Annotated in this window: 12 protein-coding genes; 9 read left to right on the top strand and 3 right to left on the bottom strand. The window is 51.8% G+C overall.

The genetic code is table 11. The features are described from left to right. Window positions 1–23 precede the first annotated feature (23 nt). A complete protein-coding gene (locus AC2215_RS12885; protein ID WP_486810409.1) occupies window positions 24–797 on the bottom strand; it encodes a phosphoribosyltransferase in 774 nt (257 codons plus the stop codon). Window positions 798–1,572: 775 nt separating this feature from the next. Here AC2215_RS12885 and AC2215_RS12880 point away from each other — a divergent pair. The 5 genes from AC2215_RS12880 to AC2215_RS12860 all read left to right on the top strand — a co-directional run bounded on the left by AC2215_RS12880 (window position 1,573) and on the right by AC2215_RS12860 (window position 9,316). Next, entirely contained in the window at window positions 1,573–3,084 is a 1,512-nt protein-coding gene (locus tag AC2215_RS12880; RefSeq protein ID WP_486810408.1) for a GH25 family lysozyme, read from the top strand. Window positions 3,085–3,332: 248 nt separating this feature from the next. Beyond that, window positions 3,333–3,995 (top strand): vWA domain-containing protein, encoded by a 663-nt coding sequence (locus tag AC2215_RS12875; RefSeq protein WP_486810424.1) that lies wholly within the window; start codon window positions 3,333–3,335, stop codon window positions 3,993–3,995. A gap of 230 nt (window positions 3,996–4,225) precedes the next feature. After that, window positions 4,226–5,296, top strand: a complete 1,071-nt coding sequence (locus AC2215_RS12870) for a PP2C family serine/threonine-protein phosphatase (protein WP_486810407.1) — start codon at window positions 4,226–4,228, stop codon at window positions 5,294–5,296. A 192-nt stretch (window positions 5,297–5,488) separates the two neighbouring features. Beyond that, window positions 5,489–7,630 (top strand): DNA-binding protein, encoded by a 2,142-nt coding sequence (locus tag AC2215_RS12865; RefSeq protein ID WP_486810406.1) that lies wholly within the window; start codon window positions 5,489–5,491, stop codon window positions 7,628–7,630. 708 nt (window positions 7,631–8,338) lie between these two features. Next, window positions 8,339–9,316 carry an ROK family protein gene (locus tag AC2215_RS12860; RefSeq protein ID WP_486810405.1) on the top strand — a complete coding sequence of 326 codons (978 nt, stop codon included), beginning with the start codon at window positions 8,339–8,341 and terminating at the stop codon, window positions 9,314–9,316. Here the strand turns inward: AC2215_RS12860 and AC2215_RS12855 are convergent. Next, window positions 9,299–9,715 carry an acyl-CoA thioesterase gene (locus AC2215_RS12855; protein WP_486810404.1) on the bottom strand — a complete coding sequence of 139 codons (417 nt, stop codon included), beginning with the start codon at window positions 9,713–9,715 and terminating at the stop codon, window positions 9,299–9,301. The genes AC2215_RS12860 and AC2215_RS12855 overlap by 18 nt on opposite strands. Before the next feature lie 97 nt (window positions 9,716–9,812). On the opposite strand from AC2215_RS12855, the gene AC2215_RS12850 reads away from it, so the two are divergent. Beyond that, window positions 9,813–10,427 (top strand): TetR/AcrR family transcriptional regulator, encoded by a 615-nt coding sequence (locus AC2215_RS12850; RefSeq protein WP_486810403.1) that lies wholly within the window; start codon window positions 9,813–9,815, stop codon window positions 10,425–10,427. After that, the gene (locus AC2215_RS12845) at window positions 10,417–11,691 is read left to right on the top strand and encodes an aminotransferase class V-fold PLP-dependent enzyme (protein WP_486810402.1); all 1,275 of its coding nucleotides are present in this window, start codon (window positions 10,417–10,419) and stop codon (window positions 11,689–11,691) included. Before AC2215_RS12850 ends, AC2215_RS12845 begins: the two co-directional genes overlap by 11 nt. Window positions 11,692–11,982: 291 nt before the next feature. Here the strand turns inward: AC2215_RS12845 and AC2215_RS12840 are convergent, their stop codons facing one another. Beyond that, window positions 11,983–12,918: a pentapeptide repeat-containing protein gene (locus AC2215_RS12840; RefSeq protein WP_486810401.1), complete on the bottom strand. Its 936-nt coding sequence runs from the start codon at window positions 12,916–12,918 to the stop codon at window positions 11,983–11,985. A gap of 802 nt (window positions 12,919–13,720) precedes the next feature. Between AC2215_RS12840 and AC2215_RS12835 the strand changes: the two genes are divergently transcribed. After that, on the top strand, window positions 13,721–14,509 hold the full coding sequence (locus tag AC2215_RS12835) for a DUF3598 family protein (RefSeq protein WP_486810400.1): 789 nt from the start codon (window positions 13,721–13,723) through the stop codon (window positions 14,507–14,509). Window positions 14,510–14,653: 144 nt separating this feature from the next. Further along, window positions 14,654–15,220, top strand: coding sequence for a hypothetical protein (locus AC2215_RS12830; RefSeq protein WP_486810399.1), 567 nt, complete (start codon window positions 14,654–14,656; stop codon window positions 15,218–15,220). Window positions 15,221–15,568: the final 348 nt, after the last annotated feature.

Raw genomic sequence — 15,568 nt, 5'->3', positions numbered from 1 at the left:
GAAAAACCCTCTTATCACGCTTTTCATACACTCAAAAGCATCGAATCGGCTCGATCGAGTAAGTCGCAAACTTCATTATCGGAGGTGGCCGAAAAATCTTCGTACCACATCCCAATACAGTGCAAAGGTTGCGGCGAGATCGAACATTCAACCCGATCGACTTGGGTTTTCAACTGCTTGCAAATAGATGGCGCTGCCACCGGAAGCGCGATGGCGATCGATTTCGGCTGCTGGGGTTTCAAAGTGGTGAGTGCCGCATACAGCGTCGAACCCGTCGCCACCCCATCATCCACGACAATCAGATGCTTCGCAAAGAAATTCTCATTCGTGGGGTGGGTAGTCGAAAGATCCGGCGAGTTGAGGGTTTCGATGTGGCATTTTCCCTGCCGCAGTCGCGCGACGCTGCTGAAATGAATGCGCCAATCGATAACAGTTTCCTCGATCGTCGTACCCCGATAAACCCGATACCGGCGGATTAGTTCTTCCCATTCCCGACGAACGACAGCATCAAACACATCCTGGGCAATCTGGTGAGTCTCCACCACCTCTTCATCGATGGCGATAATTCCCCCCATGGCAATTGCCCCCATAGCCAGTTCCTCGTTTCCAGGAACGCCGAGTTTCCGCACCAGGCAAATATCCAAGGGCAGATTTAGGGCTTGGGCAATTTCAAACGCAACGGGAACGCCACCACGGGGCAAACCTAACACGATCGTATCAGTTCGATCGGTATAGTCGATCAGTTTCCTGGCGAGCAATCGACCCGCTTCGACTCGATTTTTCAATCGTCTGGGCATGGGGAGATACCTCCTGAAAATGATGGGGGGGGGTTGGATTGAGAAACAACCCATTTTTCGATAAGGCGATCGATGAATTGGGTCCGATTTTCACGCCGTTCGTACTGTGGTTTTAGAGACTGCCTCAGTTGGATTCGTTAGCAGAATGAAAAATGAACAATGAACAATGCTTACTCTACATAGCTTTTAATTATTGTTGGCTGGTCATTGATTTGCGCTGCACTAGTACAGCGCAAATCAATAATTACCTAGCTCTCAACCGCGGAAAGCTATAGACAGTAGGCAAATTTCATTTTTAATGCGCGCATTTTTAATTTTGCATAGCAGCACTAGTTCCAGATTGGGTCGGTCTTTCAAACCCAATTTGACTGATATTGGCAACCCTTTCCCACTTTCCTATTCCTGAAGACCGGCGCGCGAAGCGCTATCTGGGTTGCTTTTGATAATTTTCTAGGATTAATCGTAACCCTAAGTGCCAAAAGTGCGATCGGGTGCCGTATTTTTCTTAACAGAAAGGTCAAAGGTTGGGAGATATTATTCAACGTCTGTTTCGGATAAAAAGTTTCGGGTAAGGGTGTGGGGTGTAGCTGACAGGTGTAGGTTTTTGACAATCTGGCAATTTAGTTTTGAGGGATAACTTCCCCCCATCTCCCCATCAAAACCGATCCCTCATTTCAAAGTTGACAGAGTCGTAGGGTGCCTGACAAAAATCTAGATCCACGGGCGATCGCTCCAACACTAGAATGGAGTTGGAGCGATTCAATCAGGAGAACTCATGAGCGTACGCGGCATAGACGTATCGGACGCGCAAAGAAAAATCGACTGGCAAACCGTCGCCGACTCGGATTTTGCCTATGCTGTGACTCAGGCAACCCTGGGAAACCAAGATATAGCTGATTGCTTCTCGCGCAATTGGGAGGCGATCGCGGCGACGGATTTGGTACGGGGAGCCTATCATGTTTTCTCCTGGGATGTCGATGCCGCCGAGCAAGCAGATTTTTTCCTCAAAACCGTCTCCCTGGAATCGGGGGATTTGCCCCCCGTCTTATCCGTTCCCATCCCTGGAGGCGATCGCGATCTCTCAGAAACCGACCTGCAAACCTGGCTGAATGCCGTTGAACTCGAAACCGGACGCAAACCGATTCTCTACGCACCTTTAGAGGTAGCAAAGCGCCTACCCGAGTCTTTCGCAACGTATCCCCTCTGGATTGCCAGCGAAACCCTAGCGTCCTATCCTGAAATGCCCCCGAGTTGGTCCGATTGGACGTTTTGGCGATACTCCCGCCAGGGGAAAGTTCCCGGCATTGAAGGACGGGTGAATGTCAGTTGGTTCCAGTCCCTGCACGAAGAGGAAAAGGGCGATCGAGTTCGGAATTTGCAACAGCGCCTCCAAGACTGGGGACTCGATCCCGGTCCCATCGACGGCAAGTTCGCCCCTCTGACTCAAGCCGCGGTTATCGAATTTCAACGTTGGAAAGATAGCCTCGAAGATGGTGTCGTCGGGCCGCGCACGTGGGCGTATTTGAGTGAAGCCGCCACGCCGATTTCAACCCCCGAGTCCTATGAGACCCCCACGTCCGATTCGATTTCCCTCCTCAACGTCGCCCGATACTATCAAGGGGTTCCCGAACAAATACAAGCCCTCGACTGGTTGCAAAATCAGATGAGCGACGAGCAATTGCAAGAGTTTGCCCGGTTGTGGCGCAACGAATCTTCGGGGACGACATCTCCCATTCGGCTGGTGAATGCGGCCGTTTACTACCAAGGAGCCGCCCAGCAAGATCTCGGTTGGAACTGGCTGCAAAATCAAATGTCCCCAACCATCCTGGCGGAGTTTGCCAGCAAATGGCGATCGGCCCCACCTCCTGTCATCGAGATGGTAGATGTAGCGCGGTACTATCGGGGTTTACCCGCCCAAGCCCAAGCATTGGACTGGTTGCAAAGTCAGATGAGCGCCTCGCAAATCCGGGAATTTGCCAGATTGTGGCGGAACCAAGAGACATCTTCTTCCACATCGATCCGGTTAATCGATACGGCGACATATTACAAGGGTGCCGCTCATCAAAATAAAGCCCTCAATTGGTTGCAACGGCACATCTCTACGGCAACGCTCGAGGAATTTTCCCGTCGCTGGCGATCGGCCCCGGTTGTGCCCATGCGATTGGTCAATGTCGCAGAATACTACCAGGGGGTCTCCCATCAAAGCTCAGCCTTGACTTGGCTGCAAGCGCAAATTCCCGAGCAGACGTTTGAGGAGTTCTCCCGTCGCTGGCGGATGAAGAGTTGAGCTTTTTTTGGGTGTGGGGTGTGGAGCATTTTTTTCCCCAGCGAGCAAGATGCTCGCACTAGCACTAATGGTCCTAACGCGATCGCATACGACGATAACGTTCCATACTTGAGGGCTTCAACTGGCAAACTCCAAGCCAAAACCGAAACGGAAACGGTACCATAGTGGTTTGATAAACGCAGTCTTCAGATCTCGGAGACTGCCATCTCGTCGCTAAAACTTGCCACTCAAAAACTATGTCCGAACCCTTGAGACTTGAGGAAGCCGTCGAATTTGCCGAAAACCCAGAACCCCGCTGCCCCTGCGTTTTGCTATTGGATACCTCCGGTTCGATGGGGGGAAAACCGATTGACGCGCTCAATGCCGGACTCGAAACCTTCAGAGACGAACTCAACAAAGACGATTTGGCCCGCAAGCGAGTGGAGGTGGCGATCGTCTCCTTCGACAGTCGCGTACAGGTGATTCAAGACTTTATCACGGCCGATCGCTTTGAAGCTCCAATTCTCACGGCTCAAGGACTCACCAGCATGGGAACCGGTATTAATCAGGCTCTCGATCTGATTGCCGATCGCAAAACCCTCTATCGCAACAATGGCGTCACCTACTACCGTCCTTGGGTCTTTCTGATTACCGATGGCGAACCTCAAGGGGAGTCGCAGCAAGCGGTTGAAAAAGGAATCGATCGTATCCGAGACGACGAAGCCAATAAGCGCGTGGCATTCTTCTCCGTCGGGGTCGAAAATGCCAACATGAAGCGTTTGAGCGAAATTACCGTCCGCGCGCCGCTGAAGCTGAAGGGGTTGGATTTCCGGGAAATGTTTATCTGGCTTTCGGCGAGTATGCAGCGCGTCTCCAACTCCAAACCCGACGAGCAGGTTCCCCTACCGCCACCGGGTTGGGGCGAGGTTTAGAAGTAATAAGTAATAAGTAATCAGTCGTATCGGTGAAGCCTGAATTCAATGGAATGTTGGCCTCTCGATCCATGAAGAAAACGAATTCGTTGGTTGAATACTCGAATTTTCAGCACCAGTCAAAACTTATAACCGATCGCTTTCAACTTATTACTTGCGGAAACTGACCCATTGTCCATTGTCCATTCCCCAAACTAGGATGATGATTTACAAGATAAAGAAGACGATCTATGAAGGATGAGCGCCAACAACCGGCAATTGAAACCCGATCGCCCACATCCTCTTTAATGTGGCGGGTGGTGGCGGCATCGGTGTGCGGAACGAGCCATCAAAAGCGATCGCAACCCTGTCAAGATGACCATTTCTGGCACAGTCGCAACGATAGCGTTCTCATTGCTGCCGTGGCCGATGGTGCGGGTTCGGCTTCTTTGGGGGAAGTGGGGGCGCAAATTGCGGTGCGAACGGCTGTCGAGCGTCTCGAAGCGGTGGACTTTTGCAGTATTTCCATTGAGTCGGTTTCCCAACCCCCAACACCCGCAGAAGACTCATCGGCCGACCCAATTTCTGAAGACATTCCGGACGGAAAACCCGACGCTCAACCGGATGTCGAGTTACCCCTCCCACACGCACAAGACGTGGCGATCGCGATCGATTCAACGGATTCAGACGCGGCAGAGGAATTGGCTCAAACCCCACCCGAAACTCCCGATGTCACTCCCGATGCCACTCCCGATGCTGAGGTATCTCCCATCCGCTTGCTATTAGCGGATGCCCTCGAATCCGCGCGGCAGGCGGTGGAAGCCCAAGCTCAGGCGCGACAAGTACCGGTACGGGAATTGGCGAGTACTCTGATTGTGGTGGTGGCGACTCCGGAATGGGTGGCGGCCGGCCAGGTGGGGGATGGGGCGGCTGTAGTTTGCGATCGCAATGGGCAAATTTTTCCCCTCACCGTTCCCAAAAGCGGCGAATACATCAACGAAACCACGTTTTTGATTTCTCCCAACGCCCGTGCCTCGGCTCAATTTCACCTCTGGCAGGGGACTGCGGCCCAAGTGGCGATGTTCTCCGATGGCTTGCAGCTACTCGCCCTGGAGATGCCGGCTGGAACCCCCCACGCGCCATTTTTTACGCCCCTGTTTCGGTTTGTCGCCCAGGAAGAATTATCAGACGATGGGGCAACCGAGCAGTTAGAGAACTTTTTACAGTCTCCTCGCGTCACTCAACGCACGGACGACGATCTGACCCTATTATTAGCTACCCTAAAAGGAGATGTCGATCGAGCGGGCTCTGCTACTTCATAGACGATGGCAGCGAAGTCGGGGAGCGTCTGATTTTGGCAATCTTCCAATCGCCCCGGGCCGTTCGGTTCGAGCGAATCGCGATCGAGGCATTTAGACGCCTGGTGTTTCCACACCCGATCCCGGTATCCTCATCTGTGTCCGATACTTTTCCCTAAGCCCAAGGCTGTGTAACAACAAACCTCTCAAACTGCAATGCAGGTGCAACGGCAATCGAACGGACGAACCCTTATCCTACACACCGAGTTGGGCAGTGGCGGCGAGGGAAAAATTTACGCCCTCGATGGCGATTCGACTCTGGTGGCTAAAGTTTATCACCAACCCACCGCTGCTGCCGCGCGCAAGTTGGCAGCCATGCTGGCGAACCCTCCCTACGATCCCGATGCGGCGGAAAACCAAGTGTCGATCGCCTGGCCGGTGGATTTGCTGGTGCGGGACGGAAAAACCGTGGGGTTTTTGATGCCCCGCGTCGATGGGGTGCGACCGGTTCACGATTTTTACAATCCCAAAACTCGGCGCGATCGCTGTCCTTTTTTTAACTACCGTTACCTGCACCGCACCGCCCAAAACCTGGCAGTTGCCGTCAGTCGCTTGCACGGCTGCGGTTACGTCGTCGGGGATGTGAACGAGTCGAATATTTTAGTCAGCCAAAGGGCGTTGGTGACGCTGGTGGATACGGACTCGTTTCAGGTCAAAGATCGCAACTCGAATACGATCTATCACTGTCCGGTGGGCAAACCGGAATTTACCCCCCCCGAGTTGCAAGGTAAGGTGTTTCGCAAGCTCGATCGCACCCCCGAACAAGATCGCTTCGGCTTGGCGGTGCTGATTTTTCAAATGCTGATGGAAGGCACTCACCCATTTGCGGGGGTCTATACCGGTAGCGGCGACCCTCCGGCGATCGAGGCGCGCATTGCAGCCGGACATTTTCCCTACGGCAATCGTCGGGTTCCCTACCGCCCCACCCCGGTAGCCCCTTCTTTTGAAATCCTGCATCCCAAGTTGCGGCGTTTGTTCGTGGAATGTTTCGAGAACGGACATCGCTATCCCGGCGCGCGGCCGGATGCGTTGGTGTGGGTAGAAGCTCTAGATGCGGCCCAACGGGAACTCGTCACCTGTTCGGTCAGTTCCCAACATCTATACGGCAAGCATTTGAGCCATTGTCCCTGGTGCGAGCGCACTCGTCAGTTGGGCGGACGCGATCCCTTCCCCACCAAGGAAAATTTAGAGCGCTCGCGCCGTTTGCCGCCCCCACCGCGCCGCCGCAAGCCCGTCCGTCCCCAGCCCGTTTCACAGCCAGTTGCCCAGCCGGTACGAGCGACGATCACCCCCATTCTGCCCAATGCCACCTTTATCTTGTCCTCCCACAGCGTTCCCGGTACGAATCTTGGGGGTTGGTGGCAGCAGGTCGCCCAGTGTAAAAACGATTTGTTTGCTGGCAGCGCGATCCTGATCGCCACGATTATCGGGGTCGTCTATTGGTCGAATCAATCCCCCCAACCGGATGCCAGGACTTATCCAGGGGAGGGAGCAGTGCCCAACGCCATTGCGAACGTCTCCTCGGAAACCGGATCGGAACCGAATGCCGACTCTCCCCTCGTTTTGGTGGAGCGATTGAAAATCCATCCAACACCAGTAGCATCAGTAGCGATTTCCCCCAACGGTCAGATGTGGGCTGCCAGCAGTCAGGAGGGAACGGTAAAAATTGGCAGCGTCTCCGATGGGAGAGTGTCGCAATTGATTCAGGGCAAGCAGATTGCGGCCGTGGCTTTTGGCACGGACGATCGAACTCTGGTGGGGGGAACCCTGGGTGCGGTGGAAGTGTGGCAGCTTCCGCAAGGAACCGTTGAGGGGATCTTTCCGGTGGGTTTGGATGAAATCCAGATGACGGCCATGCGCTCGTCTGGGGAGATTTGGCTCGGTGGCACGTTGAATGGCAAACAGGCTCTGTGGAATGCCTCTTCTCGAGAAATTAGCGAATTGACCTTCGATACCGAGGCTCGGCTGGTGGCCTGGAGTGAGGATGGTAAAACCCTCGCAACATTGGGACGGGGGATTCAGGTGTGGGATTTATCGACGCGCAAACTGCGCCGCACCCTCGAAGCCGATGCGTTGGGAACGATTGAAGTGGTCGCGTTGAGTCCCGATGGGGCGATCGCCGCCAGCAGTCGTGCCGACAGCAATACGATTCGATTCTGGGAGGTGAAAACGGGCAATCTCCTCCACGAAGAACCGGCGGTCAATACCAGTGCGATCGCCTGGAGTCCCGATGGGAAAACCCTAATCGCCGGAGAAGAGGATGGCTCGATCGGGATTTGGCAAGTACGGTTCGACTAATGCGATCGCCCGACTCGCCCGAACAGCGATATTGCAGTCGCCATGTTAATTAGGACACTCGTGAAGGTTAGCTTCGGGGGAAAGACTACGGGTTAATGAAACAATAGAGTTCTTGGGAAATAAGTGCGATCGCGCACAATCAAAATTTGTTGGTGTGATGTTTCGAGTTGTTGTCACATGCGGTCTTGACGACTGCGATCGGATCGAGACTGCCAGCCAATGCTCTTAGGCACTGACTGACAGTCTCGTTTTATCCAAAAGGCACCCCGATACAATGATGGCGGAGAGAAGACACCCACAGAAAAGCCAAGGTGCACAGATCGGCAAATTCTCGACGTTCAACCAAGATTAGGGAGAGGGAATGAACCCACGCAACTTGCGTTGAAAGAGAGTTGCACTCGATGCACGCTTGCCTAGCTGTTGTGATTTCTATTATAAGTGCTTTTACGGAATTATGGGTAGCTTTTTCGGCAAAAACCAGTAAAAATAATTAAGATGTAAATCGAATTGGTTAAAAAAAGACAGAAATTCGCTCCCATACTCACAAAAGCACGTACGTATATAGATATATGAAGATAAAAAAATGCGTATAATTACGGTTTAATTTGTGGTCGGGAAGATCGATCGCCCCACACATCCGACAGTCTCGTGAGACTTTCATGAGACAATAAGTCGAGCCAGATAACCGAGTCCTCACTCAAACCGATCGTGAAGCCTATTCTGCTCGCCCTCGATTTTGGCGGTACGAAACACGCCGCAGCCACAGCCATTCCAGGGACGCGACAGTGGAAGACCTACGAGCGCATTCTCTCCCCAGCAGATGCGAATGCTCGATCGGACATCGAGAACATTATCGCGATCGCCCGTCAGGTACTCGATGGGGCAACTCCCAGCGCCATTGGAGTCAGCTTCGGCGGCCCCGTTGATGCCACAACCGGGACGGTGCGTCTCTCCCATCACGTTCCTGGCTGGGAAAACATTCCCCTGCGACAAATTCTCGAAGCAGAATTCTCCGTCCCCGCGCGCGTCGATAACGATGCCAACGTGGCGGCATTGGGAGAATATCGGTTTGGGGCCGGCTTTGGCTGCGACAGCTTATTTTACATCACCATCAGTACTGGAGTCGGGGGTGGCTGGATTCTCAACGGGCAGCCCTGGCGCGGTGCGGGGGGAATGGCAGGAGAAATCGGTCATACCGTCGTCGATCCCAACGGGCCCGAATGTTTGTGCGGTAAGCGGGGTTGCGTGGAACGTCTGGCATCGGGGCCCTACATCGCCCGAGATATTATTGAGACGTTGCAAACCCAACCAGCGAACAAATTGGCAGGGGGCGATATTCTGCGGCAACTGGTAAATAACCACCTCGAATCGATTACCGCCCAAACCGTCAGTCAAGCAGCCGGGGAGGGAGACGAATTGGCGCGAGAAGCCTTGGAAAAAGCCGGTTGGGCATTGGGTGTCGGTATCGGCAACGCAGCTAACTTCGTCAATCCCCAACGGTTCGTCCTCGGGGGAGGGGTGACCAAATCGGGCGAGATTTTCTGGGAGGCAGTGCGACGGGCAGCCCGCGAAACGGCACTGCCGGAAGTAGAGTTCGAGATCGTTCCGGCTGCGTTGGGGGATGATGCGCCGCTGTGGGGGGCGATCGCCTTAGCAGAAGATTTGCACTCAAGCATTGGCTGCTAAATAAGCGGCAAATGAGGTTCGGGCTTCCGCTGGCAGTCGCTTTGGGCGCATGGTTTCTCGGTCGACAAACAAACCTTTTTGAGTCCCCTCCGCAGCCAATTTTTGTTGAGGGGTCTCGAAACGAAACTGCATCGTGGCAGAGGCATTTCGCAACTCCGACAGCCAGAGCTCGACTCGCACTCGATCGCCTAAGTACAAGGGTGACTTATAGGTGATACTGGTATGAACTAAAACCGGGGTAATTCCTTGCTTTAAAACCTCATGAGTTGGCAAGCCCACAGCTTCGAGCAACTTAATGCGCCCGATTTCCATCCACTGGATGTAAACGGCATTATTCACGTGCCCGTTGAAATCAATTTGATAGGTATAAATGTCCAAGTCAAAGGAAACTTTTTGCATGGTTTACTCGCTCCGAAAACAATTGGACGATCGTTAAGTCACCAGCTAGTGACAAAATATCATAGTCACCACCTGGTGACAAGTTGTAAAAGTAATTATGGTTCGCGATAAAGAGGAAACGAAAGCTCGGATTCTAGCAGCCGTTGGCAAATTACTCGCCGAGTCGGGATTTCAGAAACTGGGCGTGAATGCGATCGCCCGCGAAGCCGGTGTGGACAAGGTTTTAATCTACCGTTACTTCCAGGGGTTACCGTCTTTACTTCAGAGCTTCGGGCAAGAGGGCGGATACTGGACGACACTCCCGGAACTCGTGGGCGATGAATCGACGGTTGATGCCGAAACATTAGCCGAATGGATGCGATATCTATTGGTAGAATTCATGGGCGATTTAAAACAGCGCCCGGTCACCCAGGAAATTCTCCGATGGGAGTTACTTGAAGGGAACGAACTCACCCAAGAACTCGCCAGCGTCCGAGACAAAATTGCCTTAGACAGTTTAAAATTTCTGGAGCAGAAAGGTTCTTTTCCAGAAGATAAAGATATTCCTGCGATTAGTGCGATTTTAATTGCGGGAGTGGTGTACCTCACATTGCGAACCAAATCCAGCGAGACGTTTATGGGCATTGATTTCAGTTCGCCTGCAGGCTGGGAACGAATTGAAGCCGCAATAGAAGCGATCGTTCGATCGACGTTCGGGGAAGATGAGACGTGAATTTCCCCGACTCGCCCATTTCTCCCCATCCCCCACAGCAAACACCGCGTTTCCGGAAATTTTGCAGATGAATCACGAACCCGCCACCGATTGGCGTCAATATTGGTCCCTCGATCGCAGCATTACCTATCTCAATCACGGGGCGTTCGGCGCCTGTCCGATTCCGGTGTTGGAGGCGCAACAACGCTGGCGGCAGCAGCTAGAGTCGGAACCCACTCGCTTTTTCGGGCGGGAATACGAAGACCTGATTAACCAAGCGCGAGAGAAATTGGCGGCGTTTGTCGGTGCCGATGCCGAAGATTTGGTATTCGTTCCCAACGCGACGGCGGGGGTGAATACCGTTTTGCGTTCTCTGAGGTTCCAGCCGGGAGACGAACTGCTGACGACGAATCACGAATACAATGCCTGTCGCAACGCCCTCGATTTTGTCGCCCAACGAGACGGGGCAAAGGTTGTTGTCGCCGAGATTCCCTTTCCTCTGGAAGCGCCCGAAGCGGCGATCGAACCGATAATGGAGTTGGTTTCCCCCCACACGAAACTCGTTCTGGTCGATAACATTACCAGTTCTACGGCCCTGGTGATGCCGATCGAAGCTATTATCCGCCAACTATCGCAACGAGGTATCGATACCCTCATCGATGGTGCCCACGCCCTCGGTGCAATTCCCCTCAATTTACGCCAACTGGGGGCTACCTACTACACCGGTAACTGTCATAAGTGGTTGTGCGCGCCGAAAGGGGCGGGTTTCCTGTACGTGCGTCGGGACAAACAAGCAGCGATTCGTCCCCTGACTATCAGCCACGGGGCAAATTCTCCCCGAACCGATATTTCCCGGTTTCATCTGGAGTTTGACTGGACGGGAACCCAAGATCCGACAGCGTACCTGTGCGTTGGGGAGGCGATCGAATTTATGGAGTCGCTGGTGCCGGGAGGGTGGCCGCAACTGATGGCGCGAAATCGCGAAATGGCGATCGCCGCCCGGAATCTTCTGTGCGATCGATTGGGGATTCAACCCCCCAGTTCTGAAGACAGCATCGGTACCATGGCTTCTATTCCCATCCCCGACGATATCTTTCCCTTGCCTCCATCCACCGGACGGATCGATTCGTTGCAAGATCGACTTTTTCAGGATTTTCAAATCGAAGTGCCGATTTTTCCCTGGTATGCGCCCCGACGATTGCTGCGGGTTTCGGCGCAACTTTACAATACTTTGGAGGATTATCAAAAACTCGATCGGGCTTTGGAGGTTTTAGGGCAACTCTGAGTACGATTCAGGGAGATCGAGAAGATCGGGTCTCCAATTCTCTCCTCCAGTTTCCCAAACTCACCCTCGCGATATCCGCGCTGAGTCTAGCGATTGCGATATTAACGTCAGTTTTGCTACCGCGACGTCGACGGGATGCCGACTCTGGGTGAGGTTCGGGCCGTCGGCAAGCCTCGCCAAAGCGAAGCGACAACACTGGCTACATCTGGTTGCTGGGGAGCAAAGTACTTCATCCCTATTCCCCATTCCCCGCCCTCACCGGAAACAGTCTTATCCAAAACTGACGTTATATTAGTCCCACTTCTTCGATCGGACTTCATCAACGAATTTTTGGGCTTCTTCGAGGGATTGCCAGGAGTAGCGATCGCTCAAAAGTTGAGGAAATTTTGCACAGTCCCGATTCGGATCGATATTCGTTATATTGTCCGGTAACGCGACATTGCATAAATACGGCGACCTTTCCCCTTCCAGTTGACTCGAAGTCAGATTTTTAGCTGCTCTCAAATCTGTTACGAATAGCAGGCTGTTGCTGAGGTTAGTATTACTGAGGTCGGTATTGCTGAGATTAGCTTCGCTGAAGTCGGCATTGCTGAGGTTGGCTTCGCTGAGGTAGGCATTGCTGAGGTTAGTCTCCCAGAGGTAGGCATTACTGAGGTTAGTATTACTGAGGTCGGTATTGCTGAGGTTGGCATTGATGAGGTTGGCTTCGCTGAAGTCAGTCTCCCAGAGGTAGGCATTGTTGAGGTTGGCTTCGCTGAGGTCAGTCTGCCTGAGATCGGATTCTATGAGATAGGCATTGCTCAGGTTAGCATCCGCAAGATCCGCTCCCTGTAAATCGATGCTCTTGAGATATATATTTTTAAAATCAATGCCCGAGAAACTCTGGTCTTTAAAGCTAATGACCGGTTCGATTTTCTCTTCATTTTCATCCGTTGTAATCGTTGTTAATCCCGATGCATGAAGAAACCCGAGCAGTTGCTGTTTTCTGGATAAATCGAGTTCTCTGAGAGCGGCAACGGTTCTTCCTCTAGCCAGGACAATTGCACCAGGATTGGGTTTTTCTGCTAAAAGATTTTGTTCGAACGTCAGTGTTTCTAGACGATCGAAATAGTCTTTGAGTCGTTGATTTAGTTCGGCTTCCCGTTGAAATTGACTGCTGATGATACTACCCGAGATCGCAATCGTTAGCGGAACGGCAAGTAAATGCGTCCATTCCAGCTTGGGCATCGAGAAGAGAAACCACTTGGGAGTCTCGATGAAAACGAGCCGAAGTGCTTGTTTGGCAGGACGGCTGCTACGAAAGAGTATTGTCCTGACCGGGTTACGAATAATCTTTTTTGATGTTTCCCAGTCACTCTGGGCATCTCCCGTTTGACCAGACTGTAAACGCCTCTGGTAAAGCTCATATGCAATTTGTTGTGTATTTTTCTGTTGTCGATCTTCTCGACTGTTTTGAGCAATACTCTTCTTGAACCAAGACATAACGGATGACTAACGCCACGTGCAACAGCAACGATCCAAAACCTGACACAGCACGAAAAAGGTTAAGGGGGAAGGGGAGAGGGAGAATTTATCGGCTAAGTCATGTGGTGACTGAGCCGACAGTTTCAGATGAGATTAGGAAGTCGGGCCGGCTTAAAATAATCAACTGCTATATATGACTGCGATCGATGGTTGTATTCCGGAAAAGGGCAAACTAGATCTAACGTCAGTTCGGGATAAAAAGTGTCGGTTGGGGGTGGGGTGTGGGGTGTGGGGTGTAGGGGGCGATCGCGAGTGCTTAGAGTCGATTAGAGCTAGTGGGGTGAGAGGTTATTCTACTGATGACTCGAATCCACATCAGTACGCTCGACTTTCAAGTATCCTTAACCCGAACTGACGTTAGATATAGATTCTAGTTGCGTGCTGGAAACTGATGAAGAAGAGCTGAGGAATGAGATGTTGCTGGGGAAATAGGAGAAGAAAGATACGGGTGTGGTGTACGCTATAGCTGTCCGAATCTAGATGAATACAGCGATCGCTATCGCCCATGAACGTACTCGATCGACACTGGAAAAATTTATTCGGGAACTGTTCCCTCGATGGGGAGGCGTGGCACTCGATTACCACCACCTATTCGGCGAACCAACTCGAAATCGGCAGCCGGAAATTCATCAGAAGCTTTCATCCCAGCCCTGATCGCACTTCGATTACCCACATCAATCGCTACTACGAAGCCAATGGCAGCACTCGGGAACGCACCTGGCAAATCGAGAAGTCCGAATGCAACCAACCCGATGGCTTGATTCATCCCGCAGCCGGTTCGATGCGGGCCCTTTCGGTGGGGGAGGGAGTGACGGCATGGGTGGTGCCGAAATGGATGCCGGGCCGTTCCGTGAGTCCGGAGTTGTTTATTCCCGACGGCAACCGCCGCCAGAGTTTGGTGATTGTCTATACGACGGTGGGTTGGATCGATCGCATTTTTCACATTCGCGAACAACTCGGCGAATTTCTACCACCCCCCTCTGCGGCGGCAGATATCGATCGATCGGGACAATGGCAGGTCACTCGCACCCAGATGACCCCAGATTTAGAAATTTGCACTGAAAACCCCACCGAACCCCTCGAACTCGATACACTGCTCGATCGGGATTTGGAACGGTCTCTGGTCGATGGCGTGGTGGTTTACGCACCGGAAAAACTCACCCAGGGAGAGGAATTCGAAATTGGTGCCGGTCAGTTTCTGAGCGATCGCACCTACAAGCAAGTGCGCGTCCGCTACAATAGCTCGGGGGTTTTCGATTTATTGAGTGCCGAACACTTCGAGAAAATTGGATGAGAGAAAATATGAGGTTCTCCTCCAGTGGACTGGAGCTTTCAAGCTAAAATAAGATGACTGAAGTTTAGAAAAACTCGTCATTCCAGATAGTTTGTGCGAAAAATCTAGTCTGGGATCGAAACGACGCAATGGGAGCGGCTCGAAATGCGATCGGATTTACAAGAGTTGAATCTTACCTTAGAACAAGTCCAAGAAATTTCGGGCTTAAGCGATCGCGACGTGCAAGATTACGAAGCCACAAAATCTCATCACACTCTATTTCTCTCCCTGAGTTCGCGCTTTACCTCAGTTTGCTTGCGGCGCAGCGACGTTCAAGAAATTACCGATCTTTTAAGCTGGCTTCATTCCCGAAAAATTCTCAAAAATATCCTCGATAAAGTTTATAACTATATCAAGTTAATTAAGGCAATCGATATTAACGACCAACTCGAAGCTGCGGGAAATCCCACTTTGAATTTGAGCGATCGCCAACAAGTTATCGAAGCAATTTCCGCCGCAAGAGAAGATTTATTAAGAGCATTAAAAACAGAGCGAATTTTGCGGGAAAATAAAGATTTTATTGATAGCAATCCTCACATGTTTGCGAGTAATTTAACTGCTTTGCCAACACTACAAGTGAGCGAACAAGCTAGCGAATACGGACGATTGCTCGATGAAACCTTGCAGATTGCTGTGGGGGTTCGGCAAGAAATCAATAAATTGCAAGGGTGATTTATTAAGTAATAACGCGGTGTGCAACTTTAAGCCAAGCCATATGGTGAGTGAGTCGAAAAATCCCCCATTCCCCATTCCCCATTCCCCCGTGCAGTCAAGTTTTGGATAAAAAAGTTGCACATGGCGTTAATAAGTAATAAGTTTTTGAGTCGGATACCTTAGATGGTATAGCGCTTCGCGCTGGTTGATTTAAACGATTGAAGAAATAGGTTTTTTACATTCTCTATTCCCTATTACCCATGACTGAAAATGTGTAACGTAAAGAGCGAGAACTGCTATAACTGTCTGAAAAAAAAACTAATTTTAAAATCGATCGTAACGCATCTTTTGACCCCATAATTTGTA

It is taken from the genome of Zarconia sp. (genome assembly GCF_057467645.1).
The sequence above is the reverse complement of the archived record's forward strand: the minus strand, read 5'-3'. Positions and strand labels throughout refer to the sequence as shown.